Genomic DNA, 15,327 nt, shown 5'->3' with positions numbered 1-15,327 from the left:
TTCATCCCATCCCATGGGTTCATCAAATTAGGATGGGATTCTCTTATTTTTTACGAAATTTTTTGAGCTACGAGGTATCTCAAAAATGGTTAGCCTTTTATATGATGAAGCCTAATCTGTATCTACCGCCTCATACCATAGGAATATTCTCTGACTTTGGAATCTTTTCTTTCCAACAACCCGATTTGATCTAATCGGTGGAGAATTTTTTCCTCCCGCTCCTTTTCGGGAATGCCGAACAACCGTGCATAAAATTTCATGTGCTCATATGCAGTAAGCGTGTCATAAAAGCCCAACTCCTCAGGCATGAATCCGATTCGCTTTCGTGCCTCTTTACCATTTTTGAGGATGTCATTGCCCAATATCGTGACAGTGCCACTCGTAGGAAAAATAAATCCCATTATTATATTTATGGTAGTAGTTTTGCCAGCCCCATTTGGCCCCAATAAAGCAAAAACCTCTCCTTTTTTTATCTCGATACTTAGGTTATCAACCGCTTTAATGCCATTATAATTTTTAATCAAGCCTTTTATTTCGACAATGCTCATTGTGGCAGAAATGCCCCTACTCCTTAAATAATTACTGCTTTTTGAGAAAACAAATAATTATTTAAAGAATGGGAGATTGCGGAATGATGCCATTGCTGTCGATCATCGTGCCGACTTATAACGAAATAGAGAATTTGCCCACCCTCCTCAAGAGAGTGAAAAATGCCTTGCATGGAGTAGATTTTGAGATGATTATCGTCGATGATGACAGCCCCGACGGTACAGCTGACCTGGCTGAAGATTTGAGAAAGAATTATGATTTTCTTAAGGTCGTGAGGAGAGAAAATGAGAGAGGTCTTGCAACGGCCGTTATAGAAGGTTTTAAAAACAGCGAGGGACAGGTGCTCACTGTCATGGATGCAGACCTTCAACACCCCCCGGAAAAAATCATCGAACTGCTAAATAAAATACGGGAAGGAGCAGATATTGTCGTTGGAAGCAGGTACATACCTGGAGGGGAAATAGAAAACTGGACTTTCAAGAGGAAATTTTACTCCAAAGGTGCAAGAGCTATAGCCCATCTCTTGTTACCCAAAAGCAGGAAAGCAAAAGACCCGCTTTCCGGCTTTTTCATGCTGAGACGTGAAGTTCTGGACGGTGCAGAATTGCGTCCAATAGGCTACAAAATACTGCTGGAAATTTTGATCAGAGGAAATTACAAAAAAGTGGAGGAAGTGCCAATAACATTCAAGGACAGGGAGAGAGGAACCAGTTCTTTAGTTTTCAAGGAATACAGCAAATATTCCCATCATCTGCTCCGTCTTTCATGGGAGGAAGGAGAAATAATGCGATTTGTAAAATTTGGATTGGTCGGGGGAAGCGGTGTGTTGGTCAATTTGGGATTATTATGGCTTATAACTGAGAGATTCGGGATGTTTTACCTTTTCTCAGCTTCTATTGCTATAGAGCTATCTATACTTTCTAATTTTATATTAAATGACCTATGGACATTTCACGACAGAGGAAAAAAAGGAATGAAAAATGCTTTTAGGAGATTTCTGAAGTTTAATCTTATCAGTTCTCCAGCGTTTCCAATGCAACTTGGCATTATGGGGCTATTAAAAGAATTTTTCGGATACTACTATATGTGGGCTGCATTTATTGCCATAGTCATAGTTTTCATATGGAATTTCGCTGCCAACAACCTGTGGACCTGGTTCAAGTAGCCGTCCTTACATATATGACATATTTATCCACTGAAAATTTTGGAGTTAATCCATAAAACAAAATCTGCCCCCTTCCTTCAATTGTTTTGTATAATGTATAATTTTCGCTATTTTCGAGATACATCTTTACCTCGTCCATATCTGCCAGATACCAGTAAAGCACAACAGCCTTTATGCCCCCATTTTCGAGCCAGTATATTATATCAGATGGTTCTGTTGGAGGACTATGGAGATACGCAAGATTGGTCAGATTTGGCGGGCAATCCCGATTTGATAGAACGTTCACCAGAGGATTTCCCGATATCACCAATGAGCCGGGAGGGGTTACCTCTTCTATTTCATCTGCCACATCATACACAAGATTATGGGGCGCAGTTAAAATCATAAAGGAAGAAAGGACAACATTTACTGCAATAAATGCTGAAAGTATGGCTTTCCCTTTCAAACTGTGCTCGGGCAGATCGGATAAAGCTACGGCAGAGAGTATTGCAGCCGGAAACGCGACGTATACAAAATGATGCTGGAATGTTCTCCCCTGCAACATTAAAAATATAAAGATAGAAAAAAACCATACGATTAGAAAAGCAATTTTTCTGTCTTTTAAATCCCATTTTTTTATGGAAAGAAAGTAAATAAAGCTGGGGCCCATGAAAAGGAGGAAAGAAAGTTTCGTGCTCAAATCAAGATTGCGGTTCATCTGCCTGAGCAATATCCCATCTACGAGCTCCTGTGGGGTGAAAATAAGGAATAAGAAAAGGAAGGGCAGAAGAAAAGAAAATGCATATACGAAAAGGTGAAGGAAATTCTTTTTTTTTCACCACATCATATAAAAAAATCAAGGTTACCAGTAACGCAAATGGAGCTGCAATCATTTTGGCAAGACATGACAGAGAAAGAAAGATGCAGGAACTATATTTTTCCAATTCTTTTTGTCGATATATAAAATAAAAAAAAGGGCTGAAATACATAGGAGTGATGCCGAGAATAGATCAAGGGATGCAAGCCTCGATTCCCTCAGAAGGGTGAAATCCAGGGCAAGTACGAGAACTGTAAATACGCCAGCCCTTTTATCTCTCAGGTGTGATGCTATCAAAAATGATGAAAGGGAAGAAGCTAAAAAAAGAAAGAAAGAAAGATATCTTGATATCATGACATTTCCTTTAAACGCGGAAAATATCATAATGACAAGAGGAGCCTGGTCACCTCCCAAATCCCCGTAGAGATTATATCCTTCCCCGACCATCTTCGCCTGAAGAAGATGTATTCCCTCATCAATTCCGTTTGTGGAAAAAGGATTTTCTATGTTATATATTCTAAAAAAAATGAAAGCCAGTGCCACGACAAAAAGGATGAGAATCTTCTTGCTGGCACTTATCATTGCCTATTCCCTCTTTATCCTTTTCGCCTTTACGGGATGGATAGCACCGCAAGCCTCACACTTCAACAGAAGAGTCCTATTCTTTTTTATTAATTTTGTATCCGGCCTGCCGCATTCCCTGCACAGCACAAACCTCTCTACATATGCTGTTATTCTCTCCTGTACCTTCCTTTCAGGTATCTTCCCCTGAAATATAACCCGTTCACCCTCCGCTTCACCTGCAGTACCTAGCTCTTTTAGCAGATATGAAAGAATATGACAAGTATCTCTATTCAAAATGTTTGATATTTCAAGAAAATTTTTCAGGATAGTTGTATTCCCTTCATAAAAAATAATTCCATGGGGCATCTGAAATCTCTCTTTTGTTATCACCTTTTCCGGGAGAGATTTTATCGATTTATCCAGCAATTTTTCATAGTCGTATTTTTCCATCAAATTTGAATATCCTAGTATTTAAAAAGTTATTCCAGTGTTGCATGTCTTTCTCTCATTTTTTTCTCATCCTCTCCCTTCCTTGCCATTAACTCAGAAACAAGCCCATCCAGAAATATCCAGGAACTCGCCTCAAATAATGTACCGAGAGGGACAAGGTCGGAATCTCTCTTTCCAGCCGATAGAGATATCAAAACATCAGCAAATCTGGCTATGTGAGAATCAGGATTTGCCGTAACTGATATTATTTTCGCTCCCAATCTCCTTGCGATTTCTGCGGTCATGGTTACAGGTATTGTCTCTCCCGAGCCGGATATAAGTATTACAAGATCATTTTTTTGAACCGGGGCGGTTATTGTTTCTCCTATCACGAATGTCTGAAAACCGAGATGGACAAGCCGTATGGCAAACGCTTTCCCTACCAGCCCGCTCCTCCCCGTACCGTAGACAAATATTCTCCTTGCATCCATGAAAAGTTTTATCACATCTTCCACTTCTTTTTCATCCACATTTTTGAGAATATCCACTATCTTTTTGTTTATGTAGGCAACCGATTTTTCAAAACGCATTTCATTATTCATTTTGACATTTCCATTGCTCTATCAAGCAGTATCTGAGAATATACTGCATCATGTTCAAGTATGGGGGACTCCGAGATGATTGTAACATTGTAGCCGTTATCGATTATACATTCCATTAGCTTTATTACGGGCATATCTCCCTTTCTTATGGGGACATGATACATTTCTCCGTCTTTGTTATATTTCACTCCAGTTATATGAATCAGGTAATGCTCCAGTTCCAAACCGCTGACTTTATCAAACACCTCCTGAAAGCCCTCCTTATCCTTTAGACAACCATTGCTTCTTGCATGTATATGTCCCGCGTCAAGAACGGGCACTGTCCCACGGACGCATTTGCACACTTCAACAATTTCTTCTAGGCTGCCGAACACTTCCTTTTTACCCATTGTTTCAATACCAACGGGCACCTCGATGCCGTCTTTTTTAAACTCATCCCTGAGCGAGCGTATATTTTTGGTAAATCTCATTATGGCCTTCTTTTTTGACAGCGATCCGTAAAATCCGGTATGGATGGTAACGACTTTTGCACCCATCACATTGGCAAGGCGGACAGATTTTCTTATCTTATTTTTACTCATCTCCACATTTCTCTCATTTCCGAGGAGATTTATGTAATAAGGGGAATGGATAAACATCTCGACAACGCATTTATTTGCCACATCTCTTATTTCCTTTGCCTCCTCCTCTGAAATAAATCCTCTGGCAAATTGGATTTCCATAGCCGACAAGCCGAGATTTTTTGTATAAATGATGCCGTCCCTGTTGGTTCGGTCTTTGCATGATAAAGGTATGCCAGCAACTCCTATTCTTATCACAGAGAATTGTATTGCCTAGACATTAATATAAATTTCTAATTTACGGGATGATGACCAAAAATTTATTAAAAAACATACAAATGCTCTAACGAATGCTAAAGATATACAACACGCTGGGCAGAAAAAAAGAAGAATTTGTTTCGGTGGAAAAAGGAAAGACCAAGATGTACGTTTGCGGTATGACCGTCTACAGCGATGCACATATTGGCCATGCCCGCACCTATGTCGCTTTCGATATAATAAGAAGATGTCTGGAGTACAAAGGATATGAAGTAACCTATGTCCAGAATATAACAGATGTAGATGACAAGATTATAAAATCTGCAAATGATAGAGGTATGCCTCCGTTGAAATATTCCGCAATGTATACGGAGAGGTGCCTGTCAGACATGAAAAGACTGGGCATAAGAGAGGCTGACATATATCCGAAAGCATCGGAGCACATAGAGGATATCATCGATACAACAAAAAAAATAATCGAAAATGGATATGGATACGTGGCAGACGGCGATGTTTATTTTTCTGTAGAAAAGTTCAAGGACTATGGAAAACTATCAGGACAAAAAATAAGCGAGATGAAAGCAGGTACCCGTATTGAACTAGGAGAAAAAAAGAAAAGTCCACTCGACTTTGCCCTATGGAAAAATGCAAAAGCAGGAGAGCCGTACTGGCAAAGCCCATGGGGAAAGGGAAGGCCGGGATGGCATATAGAATGCTCTACAATGAGCAGCAAATATCTTGGTTTACCGTTTGATATCCACGGGGGGGGACATGATTTGATATTTCCCCACCACGAAAATGAAATTGCTCAGACCGAGGCTGCGTATGGCAAAAAATTTGTAAATTACTGGCTTCATTCCGGAATGCTCAAAGTAAATGGAGAGAAAATGAGCAAATCTCTTGGCAACATAATCAACATAAAAGATGCACTGGAAAAATGGGATGCTGAATTGTTGCGATTTTTCTTTGCCTCATATCATTACCGAAGCCCTGCCGATTTCAGTGAAGAAAACCTTGACATGGCCCATAGAGGATTGGACAGACTAAAAAGGCTTAAAGATGATCTTCAGAAGGCTGCAGAAAATGCCGATAGAAAAATAAATGAAAAGGCATTATATGGAAGAGAAAAGGAATATTACCTTTCAATTTTAGAATTTAGAAGGAAATTCGAAGAAGCGATGGACGATGACTTCAACACGCCCGAGGCTATTGCCTCACTATTTGAATTTGTAAAATCTAGCAATAAATATATCATGGAATGCAAGCCAGACAAAGAATTGAGCAGGTATGCCCTTGATACTCTCCTTGAGCTGGGAGGAATAATAACATTGTTTCAAGATGAAGCAGGAAAGAAAGATGCCGTTTCACTCCTTACAACACTGATTGAAAAGCACGGAGGAACTGCCAAAGAAAAAAATCTGGAAGGGCTGATGGAAGAAATAATAGAAATCAGGCAGAACGCAAGGAAAGAAAAGGATTGGAAGAAGGCCGACGCTATAAGAGATGAGCTGGCTGAACTGGGTTTTGAGATACAGGACACAAGCGATGGAACAAAATGGAGGATGAAATAAGTCCTTAAACCCTGTTACATAGCGCGATTAAATGAACTCTTCTATTTTTTGTATGTGTTTCTGCGATGGCCTGCCTCAACCACTAAAATCAGTAGTTTATTATTCATTATATCAAGAATAACCCTGTAATCTCCAATCCTTAACCTGAAGTATTTGCTGCCTACTATCTTTTTAACATGATTATAGGGTCTTATGCGACATCTCTCAAGAACAGATATTACTCTTTGCTGTATTTCTTTTTCTAACTTCTTTAATTGATTTAATGCCTGTTCAGTATATAGTATATCATACATTATAGACCCAAGTCCTTCTTTACCTGCTCATGGGTGTATACCTTTCCTGCTTTATAGTCTTCTTCCGCCTGCTTAATATGTCTTTTTGTTTCCTCAGAGAGTTCCATAGAGTCTTCTATTAAATCCCATATAACCTCTTCATAGCTCTCTTTACTGAACATCTTTTTAGCCTTTAAAGCTTCTAATAAATCGTTACTTATCTGGATTGTTGTCGCCATAGTCAACATATAACTTGCTATAGTTTATAAATATTTCCTTACTTGAAGGAGGGAATCAAAATTAGGTACAATGTTTTGCGGATAAAGAAAGTTGCCGAAGGCAAGGCAAGGCGTTAGCCACAGCGGATACACTTTGTTATATGACGTATGACGCAGGCGATTTTAATTGTTCTCATCTCATTGATATTATTTGCCCTATGTGCTTAACTTTTTCAATCAATACCTACTCAATCTAATACATTCTTCAACAACCCAATAATTGTCTTTACATCGACTGCTCCAATGTCTTAGATTATGGAGTAAAATGAGGCATATCCTTAATAGTTTCTATGCATTCGTTAAGAGATAGTCCTCTAAAAATCTCCCACCACTGCCCGGTGTGTCTCATATACGACAAATTAAACTGATCCTCACTCACATACTCCATTCGTGCAAATCTTGCTTCAAAAAAAAGCGATATAGCATTTGAGTCAGGACTATAATATTTTGCACAGAAATAGAAATAATTTCTGTACCACTTTGTAAAAATATCCACAACATAATTAAAGCGCTCGTTTTTTGGATGTGGTTTAATGTATTTTGGCTTCAACACGGACTCAACAAATTCATTACATTTTCTTTCTACCTCTGCTTTAGTTGAATCCGGAACCTTGAGTTTTGGCTGTCGTGGTGGTTTATAGAACCATACTTTTTCTCTTCTTGCCATGATTATAATTTAATTAGTTAATTACTTTTGAATTTTTTGTATTTTATCTTCGCCGAGTAATATGTCATATAACTTGTTCATACACAACATTAATGTCGTATATACCCCTAATTTGGGATTATATATGAGCTCCATTTCGTATATACATCCCTTTGGTGGGCTTTTACTCTTCATTATTCTTCATCTCTCTTTTATCAGTGTATGCGTTCTTATATATTAAATCTAACGGATTAGGTATTCTGCTTAGGTCTTTATTGCTTACATGAGTATATATCTCAGTGGTTTTTTTCTCACGTTTATTTTCCATCTTTTCCAGCCATCCATACGACACGTTGCGGGAACGGTATCTCTATGCCTTCCTTCTCCAGGGCCACTTTAATCTTCCATAGCATTTCCGTATAGACGCCGTACCAGTGACTGGACGGAGCCCATATTTTGACCGTTAGATTTACGCTGCTTTCCCCTAGCTCTTCAACAAAAATTGTCGGGGCCGGCTCCTTCAACACCAGCGGGTGAGCATCCAGCAAGCCTTCAACTATTTTCATGGCTTTTTCCGCATCATCTTTGTACCTTATGCCTATGCTGTAATTGAACCGCCTCGCTTCATGGACAACATAATTCTGTATGTTTGAGCTGAAAACTTTATCGTTCGGTATCCTCACATAAATACCATCATAAGTCCTTACAGTAGTCGAAAGAATCTTTATATCCTTAACAATCCCGCTTACATCACCGATATTCACCCCGTCCCCGACGGCCATGGGTCTTTCTATCATCAAAAATATTCCGCTTATCAAATTTGATACAACCGTCTGACTTGCAAATCCTATGACTATGCCCAATATGCCGCCAGCCACAAGCAATCCGCTCAAAGAAAAACCAATGTATGGCAAAGCCACCATAAACCCGATAAAAATGATGACATAATGGACAATTTTTTCCATGACAACCAGCGTTGTGATGGGTACTTTTTCTTTGAAAAACCTGTGCAGATTAGTCCTGACTACTTTTCCTATCACCGCGGAAATCAAAATAATAAAAATAAATGTAAATATGTTGAGCGTCGTTATACCTCCGATTTTCAATTCCAGCACGTCCTTAAACGATTCCCAGATATTCATTTAAATCGCCACTCCATTACAAATTTCTTCTCCAATTTTTTGATTCCTTTAGCGAGATATATATCTATTGATTCCTGCATGTTCTTTGGCTTCCTGGTACTGAATGTCGTCTCTCCCATCGTTTTTTTCAAAATTTTTAGATGGGCACGCATGTAAGCATGGTCGTCATAAAAAATTTTCATGTCAAACGCCCTTAGTACAAATTTTTTCAGCTCCACCCATTCATAATAACCGTTCATTATGTCCACTTTTACTATGCCCTCATACAATCTACCTACTTCTGGCTTTTCCGCATATAGGTCGCTTTTCCACCACTTGCACACGATACCGCTTTCTGGAGGCCCATAAAGCGTATATTTTGGCTTTGTTTTGGTAAATATGTCTATTTCCTCAACATCTTTTTTGTCTACGAGAAAAATGCCTATTTCGACTGGAAATTTGGCATAAAAAGTATTTTTAATCCCTGGCTCGATCACCAATGGCTTGTCAAACTCTATTAGCAGATGTTCTGATATGGTCGCATCCGGTATATTGACGGGTTCAACAGGACAAATTACCAGGCTGCCGCCTTCCGCATGTATGAACTTTTCTACTTCTTCGTCTCCTACCCTGCGGTAGTAACGCCTCCTCTTGCCTCTGCCCTCCATCAAAATTTCGATGTCCTGCTCTTTTAAGTCCACATTCAGGTCATATTTTCCGAACACCGATAATGATATGCTTTATCATATAAAAATATTTATAAAAAATCGGAGCGAAATGGTTAAATGCGTTGTTCTCATCCAATGGATGGTGAAAGATATGGGCAACTATGAGGAATGGAATAAAAATTTCGAGTGGGATATTCCTGAAGATTATACGATAGCAAATGCTGTTGATGAACATGCCAAGGACAGAGGAAAGGTAGCGATTTACTGGGAAAATGAGGAGGGAAAGGAAAAGATGATACCTTACTGGAGATTGAGAGACCTTGCCAATCAATTTGGGAATTTATTGAAAGGCCTGAATGTGGAGAAGGGCGGCAGGATCATGGTCACGCTCCCGAGACTTCCTGAAGTTTTTTCGATTCAAATTGGTGCTTTTAAAAAAGGGGCGATAATTGTTCCGTGCCCCGAGATGCTCAGGGAAAAAGATATAGAATACAGGGCAAATAACTGTGGGGCGAAAACTATAGTTGCCTCTCCCAATGCTGCAGAACATATTGACAACATAAAAGATAAAACGCCTCTAAAGAATTTTATAATTGTAAGGGGAGAAAGAAACGGCTGGATTTCATACGATGATGAAATTAAGAAAGCATCGAGAAATTTTGAGAAAGTGGATGTAAAAGCTGCAGATATCATGACAATAAACTACACTTCAGGAACTACTGGAGAGCCAAAAGGGGTGCTGCACGACCATAAATGGATGTACTGCTTTTACAAGACCAATGCAGGCTACTGGTGGGATGCAAAGCCGGATGAGCTGCTATGGTCTACTACCTCTCCGGGGTGGGCAAAGTGGTTCTGGAGCCCTCTAGGCGTTGCACTTACAGTCGGCGCTTCACAGATAACATATATGGGGCGTTTCAACCCGAAGAAGTTCCTCGAATTGATGGAAAAATATAGGGTTAACAAACTATGTTCGACGCCCACTGAATACCGAATATGGGCTCAGGAAGACCTGGAGGCGTATGACCTCTCCGACATGAAAAAATTTTTGAGTGCGGGCGAAGCTTTGAATAGAGAGGTCATAGATAGATTCAAAAATGCTTACGGGCTAACAATATACGACGGCTACGGGCAAACGGAAACCTCCGGGCTTGTTTGCAATTATCATGGCATAGAGGTAAAATACGGCTCGATGGGAAAGCCTATGCCAGGCTCCGGTGTAAAAATTGTCGATGAAGACGGCAACGCTCTCCCGCCAGGCAAAATAGGGCAGATTGCTGTACCTGTCTCTCATCCCGGTCTGATGGTTGGCTATTGGGGCGGAAAAAAGCTGCAGGATGTGGCCGTTAACGGATGGTATTTGACCGGTGACCTGGCAAAAATGGATGAAAACGGCTATTTCTGGTTCGAGGGAAGGGCTGATGATGTGATAAAGGCATCGGGCTACCGCATCGGCCCATTTGAAGTGGAAGACGCACTTGTAAAGCACCCGGCGGTAGTGGAGGCAGCGGTTGTTGCATCTCCAGATAAAATAAGGGGCAATATAGTGAAGGCCTTTGTTGTACTTGCAGGCGGGTATGAACCGAGTGATGAGATGGTGAAGGAACTACAGAATTTTGTGAAGAAGGAAACTGCCCCGTACAAGTACCCGAGGGAGATAGAATTTGTCGACGAACTGCCAAAAACAATAAGCGGAAAGATAAGAAGAGTTGAACTGAGGGCGAGAGAAAGAAAGAAGAAGGAGATATAACCTTACATATTTTCCTGTATCCATCCCGCCAGTTCTTTCCTATCTATCCTTATTTGTTCCGTTGTGTCCCTCCACCTAACAGTAACGGTATTATCTTCGATCGTTGTATAGTCAACCGTTATGCAGAATGGCGTACCGATTTCGTCCATTCGTGCGTACCGCCTGCCTATGCTCCCCCTGCCATCATAAAAGGCGACTATTCCTTTCTCACGTAAGTCTGTTTCAATTTCCCTGGCAATGGAAGGAAGACCATCTTTATTAGCGAGCGGAAAAACACCCGCTTTTACTGGCGCAATGCAGGAGGGCAACTTCAAAGTGAAATATTTCTCTCCTTCTTTCTCGGTTTCAACATAATTGTGTTCAAGGATGCAGTAGATTACGCGGTCTATTCCATAGGACGGCTCGATAACATGGGGGATGAAATTTTTTCCTGTAACGGTGATTTCTTTCTCCACTACATCATAAAATTCTTTGCCTATCTCGATGTCATTTCCATCAATTTTCAGATGCACTGGTTCATCGGTCGGCTCCATTTTCTCGAGCATTTCTTTTATTTTTTTTGCATTTCCCATAAATGCAGGGCCCAGCTTATCCATTTTTGGAACTATGATTTTTCTTTTCTCTTTCACTGGCTTATCATAGACTTTGAAGGCCGTCATGTCAACGCCGGTAGCATCCATATGTGCCTTTATATCATAAGCTGTACGATCTGCGATACCGACACATTCGACCCACCCAAATGACGTAAGAATTTCGGCATCCCAGCAATCACTGGCATAGTGTGCCATTTCTTTCTGCAGATGCTGCCTGAACCTCAATTTTTTTTCGTCAATGCCAACTGAAACAAGAAAGCGTTTTGTTAAAGCTATATGATATGCAAGGGCGTTGTTACCTATTATCCCTTTTTCCACTATTTTTTTCACGGAATTACGCATTTCATCCCTGCCCGCCGGTATTATCGTTATAACGTCATTTTTTATTTCATCAAAGCCCATATGATTTTTATTTTCCGGGTCGAAGAAAATCTCTGCCTCTGCCATCGAGAACTCCCTCAGCCTTATTATGCCCTGACGGGGCGATACTTCATTTCTAAAGCCCTTTCCTATCTGGACAACACCCAACGGCAATTTTTTCCTAGAAAACTGGTAGAGAAATGGAAAATTCACAAAAATGCCTTGGGCTGTTTCAGGACACAAAAAAGCCCTTTCCTTTTTTCTAGGCCCTATGCCCGTTTCAAACATCAAATTTATTTTATCTTTTTTCAGCTTTCCGTTACATTCCGGGCATTTCAATTTTTCGTAATTTTCTTCCGGAACATCTCCAGCCTTGAAAGACTCACCACAATTTTCGCAAGTTAGTATTACATCGAGAAATTTATCAACATGCCCCGATGCTTTAAGAACATTGTAGGGAGTTATTATTGGAGTCGATATCTCAAAAAAATTTTCCTTCAGCATGTACAACTCGCGCCATTTATTCTCCACGTTATTTTTCAATAAAGTGCCGATAGGGCCGTAATCGTAAAATCCTGCTTCTCCACCGTATATGTCATATGACGGATAGAATATGCCCCTTCTTTTTGATAACGAAATTATACCGCTATATTTATCCATTCCACCACTACATTAATGTTTTCGTTAAATCAACATCACAAACCATTCCCATTATTTCATTTTCTTCATCCATTACCGGCATCTGATTTATCTTGTGGCTGATCATTTTTTGGGCAACAACCGACAGCTTCGTTTTTCTGAATACGGTAATGACGTCCTTCACCATAACTTCTCTTACGGGTATGGGCGGAAGCTGTATTTTTGATGTTTCATAGTAAAGGCGCATAACATCCCTTATCCCTTCCCAGCTCCATATGTCCTCGTCCTCTCCTATGCCCATCTCAGATTTTGCAATACCCTCATCGAGATGCGAAAAGGCGAATATATCACCATCTGCCACTATCCCGGCAAGCATGCCGTTTTCATCAATTACCGGTAAAGCTCCTGCATCCGTAATCCTGAAAATTTTCATTACCGCTGGAAGAGGCGTTTCCTGGTATAAGGGGATAAAAACGGGAGAAAGATAATTCTCAACTTCGTCGCCATCAAATTTTTCTATCAAGCGAAGAATGTCCGAGGGAGATATAACACCTTTAACTTCTCCATTGTCAACAACCGGCAGCCCGTGTATTCTCCTTTCATAAAATATTCTGGCCGCTTCCTTTATATCATCATCGGGAGAAACTGTCAATGGTTTGTCGTTCATTATCATTGCCAGTTGGTCCTCTTCATAATTTTGAAATATGTCGTTCCTCGTAATCACGCCAACAATTTTTTTCGTTCCGGCTTTAACGACAGGCATACCCGATATCTCATACTTACCGAACATACGGAGAATACTTTCCCTGCTGCCAGGCACTTCTGCCAGCATGATGTTGGTGGTCATTACATCCTTTACTTTTACTTTTCCTTTCATTCTATTCCTCCTTTAGCATCAGCATATTCTCTTTCTGCCCCCGATACCGTACTGTTAAACGCTCCTTCCATCTGATTGTTGAATGCTGGGACTTACATTTAAATATTTCCTTGGATTTGTATTTATCATCTCCAATGCCTGACTTTTGGCGACATTAAAATTTTTTAACAGATATTTCATTTCCTCCGTAATGTCAGGAGGTGTAATCATCGCATTATCCGTTCCAAGGAGAAGAGGAATGCCATACTTAATCATGCCTTCGATATCCGGCCTTATCCCAAAGAATGCGTTGGAACGCGGGCATACAACGACGGGAACGCTTGCATCTGCCACCAGCTCCAAGTCATCACTGCTTGCACTGCTCATGTGAACTAAAAATGACGGTTTTAGTTCGAGAATGGCATTTATATCCTCTCTGAGTGCCTCACTTGCATGAATTGCAAATAATTTTTTTTTCTTATTGGCATGTCCTGCCACCTTCTTTAACTCCTCGTATTCCCAGTCTGATATGCTGCTCAATCCTACGCCATCTGCAACCTTAAGTATTTCGTTCATTTCTTTCTTATCATAATTCAGCTCTAGAGGCCTTCCAAGCACTATTGCGTTTATGCCTTTCGCAACTTCTCTCAACTGCTTTACCCCCTCCACGCCCCCCTCTCTGAAATCGCAGAAGTGAGTGGTACCGCACTTTTTCATTATTGAAACGGCCTGCTCCATTCCGCCCGTTATATCACTCTCTGATGCTTTTCTTAGCAATCTGTGTTTTAGCCCGCCTGGGGGGGCAACAAGTTCCTCGACTGTCCACCTTTTTTTGCCCAGCACGATGAATGCATCTCCAACATGGGTATGACAATTAAATATGAACTCTTTCATTCCATAAGGAAAAGCGCTATCTTTTAAAATCGTTTTGCCTGGGAGGAGGAGATTATGGAGCGTAACCCGGCTCTATATCTATCAGAAGTTTATTCTCTTCCCGATAAAGAACGATTGCCACGCCAACAAAATTCCTTTTTACCTCTATCGTTTTCTCGGCGCTCAGATTGCGGTTTACCGCCACTTTGAAAAGATATTCTCCGCTCTTATTCGTTATGGAACTCGATTCCCTGATTTTTTCAGGCTCCCCGAGGTAACTTTCATTGAATATTTGTTTTTTTGAGTCATAAATCTCAACTTTCACGGAATGGGTTTGATTATCGTCGTTAAAAATCACAAAGTGTAAGGGTTCTGGCGGCGAAGTAAGACCTACATATATAAATGCAATAAGACCAGCAGCAACTGAAGCAATGGCAACAGCGATAACGAGCAGTAACTCTATCCATGTTTTCATTTTCACCAACAATTGCGTTTCCAATATAAATAGTTGACCATCGCCGATTTTGAGTTTTTTTGATACAACATGATCTGATCTATATCAAAAATATCAAAATACGGCTTTTCGGTGATCCCACTTGTCAAAATCAACCCAAAATTTTTGAAAAGGAGGAAGGTTTAATCTATCTCCCAGTTAACTACTCCGGGCTGAAGCCCGAAGCGTATCACATGGGACTGGCAAAATCAATGAGTGTCATTTGACTTTCTGTTCTGATGCTCTGATAATAATCATAATCAACATTCGTCCAATGCTTTCCT

Annotated in this window: 20 protein-coding genes; 4 read left to right on the top strand and 16 right to left on the bottom strand. The window is 40.4% G+C overall.

The genetic code is table 11. From position 1 onward, the window contains the following. Positions 1 to 122: 122 nt before the first annotated feature. On the bottom strand, positions 123 to 548 hold the full coding sequence (locus U9O96_00270; GenBank protein MEA2053545.1) for an ABC transporter ATP-binding protein: 426 nt from the start codon (positions 546 to 548) through the stop codon (positions 123 to 125). Positions 549 to 631: 83 nt separating this feature from the next. Here U9O96_00270 and U9O96_00265 point away from each other — a divergent pair, with 83 nt between their 5' ends. Continuing rightward, the gene (locus U9O96_00265; protein MEA2053544.1) at positions 632 to 1,714 is read left to right on the top strand and encodes a glycosyltransferase family 2 protein; all 1,083 of its coding nucleotides are present in this window, start codon (positions 632 to 634) and stop codon (positions 1,712 to 1,714) included. Here the strand turns inward: U9O96_00265 and U9O96_00260 are convergent. Then, on the bottom strand, positions 1,707 to 2,159 hold the full coding sequence (locus U9O96_00260; GenBank protein MEA2053543.1) for a hypothetical protein: 453 nt from the start codon (positions 2,157 to 2,159) through the stop codon (positions 1,707 to 1,709). The genes U9O96_00265 and U9O96_00260 overlap by 8 nt on opposite strands. 202 nt (positions 2,160 to 2,361) lie before the next feature. On the opposite strand from U9O96_00260, the gene U9O96_00255 reads away from it, so the two are divergent. After that, entirely contained in the window at positions 2,362 to 2,511 is a 150-nt protein-coding gene (locus tag U9O96_00255; protein ID MEA2053542.1) for a hypothetical protein, read from the top strand. A 71-nt stretch (positions 2,512 to 2,582) separates the two neighbouring features. Here the strand turns inward: U9O96_00255 and U9O96_00250 are convergent, their stop codons facing one another. The 4 genes from U9O96_00250 to U9O96_00235 are packed head-to-tail and all read right to left on the bottom strand — an operon-like array spanning position 2,583 to position 4,923. Beyond that, positions 2,583 to 3,092: a hypothetical protein gene (locus tag U9O96_00250; GenBank protein MEA2053541.1), complete on the bottom strand. Its 510-nt coding sequence runs from the start codon at positions 3,090 to 3,092 to the stop codon at positions 2,583 to 2,585. Positions 3,093 to 3,095: 3 nt separating this feature from the next. Continuing rightward, positions 3,096 to 3,524 (bottom strand): translation initiation factor IF-2 subunit beta, encoded by a 429-nt coding sequence (locus tag U9O96_00245; GenBank protein MEA2053540.1) that lies wholly within the window; start codon positions 3,522 to 3,524, stop codon positions 3,096 to 3,098. Between the two features lie 29 nt (positions 3,525 to 3,553). Next, positions 3,554 to 4,105 (bottom strand): 6-phospho-3-hexuloisomerase, encoded by a 552-nt coding sequence (gene hxlB, locus U9O96_00240; GenBank protein ID MEA2053539.1) that lies wholly within the window; start codon positions 4,103 to 4,105, stop codon positions 3,554 to 3,556. Then, positions 4,102 to 4,923: a TIM barrel protein gene (locus U9O96_00235; protein ID MEA2053538.1), complete on the bottom strand. Its 822-nt coding sequence runs from the start codon at positions 4,921 to 4,923 to the stop codon at positions 4,102 to 4,104. Before U9O96_00235 ends, hxlB begins: the two co-directional genes overlap by 4 nt. 92 nt (positions 4,924 to 5,015) lie before the next feature. On the opposite strand from U9O96_00235, the gene cysS reads away from it, so the two are divergent. Further along, positions 5,016 to 6,494 carry a cysteine--tRNA ligase gene (gene cysS, locus U9O96_00230; protein MEA2053537.1) on the top strand — a complete coding sequence of 493 codons (1,479 nt, stop codon included), beginning with the start codon at positions 5,016 to 5,018 and terminating at the stop codon, positions 6,492 to 6,494. 41 nt (positions 6,495 to 6,535) lie between these two features. Here the strand turns inward: cysS and U9O96_00225 are convergent, their stop codons facing one another. The 6 genes from U9O96_00225 to U9O96_00200 all read right to left on the bottom strand — a co-directional run bounded on the left by U9O96_00225 (position 6,536) and on the right by U9O96_00200 (position 9,536). Then, the gene (locus U9O96_00225; GenBank protein ID MEA2053536.1) at positions 6,536 to 6,787 is read right to left on the bottom strand and encodes a type II toxin-antitoxin system RelE/ParE family toxin; all 252 of its coding nucleotides are present in this window, start codon (positions 6,785 to 6,787) and stop codon (positions 6,536 to 6,538) included. Further along, complete coding sequence (locus tag U9O96_00220) at positions 6,787 to 7,005, bottom strand: hypothetical protein (protein ID MEA2053535.1); 219 nt, start codon at positions 7,003 to 7,005, stop codon at positions 6,787 to 6,789. Before U9O96_00220 ends, U9O96_00225 begins: the two co-directional genes overlap by 1 nt. A gap of 292 nt (positions 7,006 to 7,297) precedes the next feature. Next, the gene (locus U9O96_00215) at positions 7,298 to 7,711 is read right to left on the bottom strand and encodes a hypothetical protein (GenBank protein ID MEA2053534.1); all 414 of its coding nucleotides are present in this window, start codon (positions 7,709 to 7,711) and stop codon (positions 7,298 to 7,300) included. Between the two features lie 163 nt (positions 7,712 to 7,874). Further along, the gene (locus U9O96_00210) at positions 7,875 to 8,018 is read right to left on the bottom strand and encodes a hypothetical protein (GenBank protein MEA2053533.1); all 144 of its coding nucleotides are present in this window, start codon (positions 8,016 to 8,018) and stop codon (positions 7,875 to 7,877) included. Beyond that, on the bottom strand, positions 8,008 to 8,832 hold the full coding sequence (locus U9O96_00205) for a mechanosensitive ion channel family protein (GenBank protein MEA2053532.1): 825 nt from the start codon (positions 8,830 to 8,832) through the stop codon (positions 8,008 to 8,010). Before U9O96_00205 ends, U9O96_00210 begins: the two co-directional genes overlap by 11 nt. After that, positions 8,829 to 9,536 carry a DUF432 domain-containing protein gene (locus U9O96_00200; protein ID MEA2053531.1) on the bottom strand — a complete coding sequence of 236 codons (708 nt, stop codon included), beginning with the start codon at positions 9,534 to 9,536 and terminating at the stop codon, positions 8,829 to 8,831. The genes U9O96_00205 and U9O96_00200 overlap by 4 nt, the downstream gene beginning before the upstream one ends. Before the next feature lie 94 nt (positions 9,537 to 9,630). Between U9O96_00200 and U9O96_00195 the strand changes: the two genes are divergently transcribed. Beyond that, positions 9,631 to 11,229: an AMP-binding protein gene (locus tag U9O96_00195; GenBank protein MEA2053530.1), complete on the top strand. Its 1,599-nt coding sequence runs from the start codon at positions 9,631 to 9,633 to the stop codon at positions 11,227 to 11,229. Positions 11,230 to 11,231: 2 nt separating this feature from the next. On the opposite strand, the gene glyS is transcribed toward U9O96_00195, so the two are convergent. From glyS to U9O96_00175, 4 genes are read right to left on the bottom strand one after another with little or no spacing between them, the layout of a single operon-like run. Beyond that, complete coding sequence (gene glyS / locus U9O96_00190; protein MEA2053529.1) at positions 11,232 to 12,842, bottom strand: glycine--tRNA ligase; 1,611 nt, start codon at positions 12,840 to 12,842, stop codon at positions 11,232 to 11,234. Positions 12,843 to 12,849: 7 nt separating this feature from the next. Next, positions 12,850 to 13,698, bottom strand: coding sequence for a CBS domain-containing protein (locus tag U9O96_00185; protein ID MEA2053528.1), 849 nt, complete (start codon positions 13,696 to 13,698; stop codon positions 12,850 to 12,852). Between the two features lie 54 nt (positions 13,699 to 13,752). Next, positions 13,753 to 14,571 (bottom strand): amidohydrolase family protein, encoded by an 819-nt coding sequence (locus tag U9O96_00180; GenBank protein ID MEA2053527.1) that lies wholly within the window; start codon positions 14,569 to 14,571, stop codon positions 13,753 to 13,755. Positions 14,572 to 14,623: 52 nt separating this feature from the next. Next, entirely contained in the window at positions 14,624 to 15,025 is a 402-nt protein-coding gene (locus U9O96_00175) for a hypothetical protein (protein MEA2053526.1), read from the bottom strand. Positions 15,026 to 15,327 lie beyond the last annotated feature (302 nt).

The sequence above is a fragment of the Candidatus Thermoplasmatota archaeon genome, assembly GCA_034660695.1.
GTDB lineage: Archaea > Thermoplasmatota > E2 > UBA202 > DSCA01 > JAYEJS01.
The sequence above is the reverse complement of the archived record's forward strand: the minus strand, read 5'-3'. Positions and strand labels throughout refer to the sequence as shown.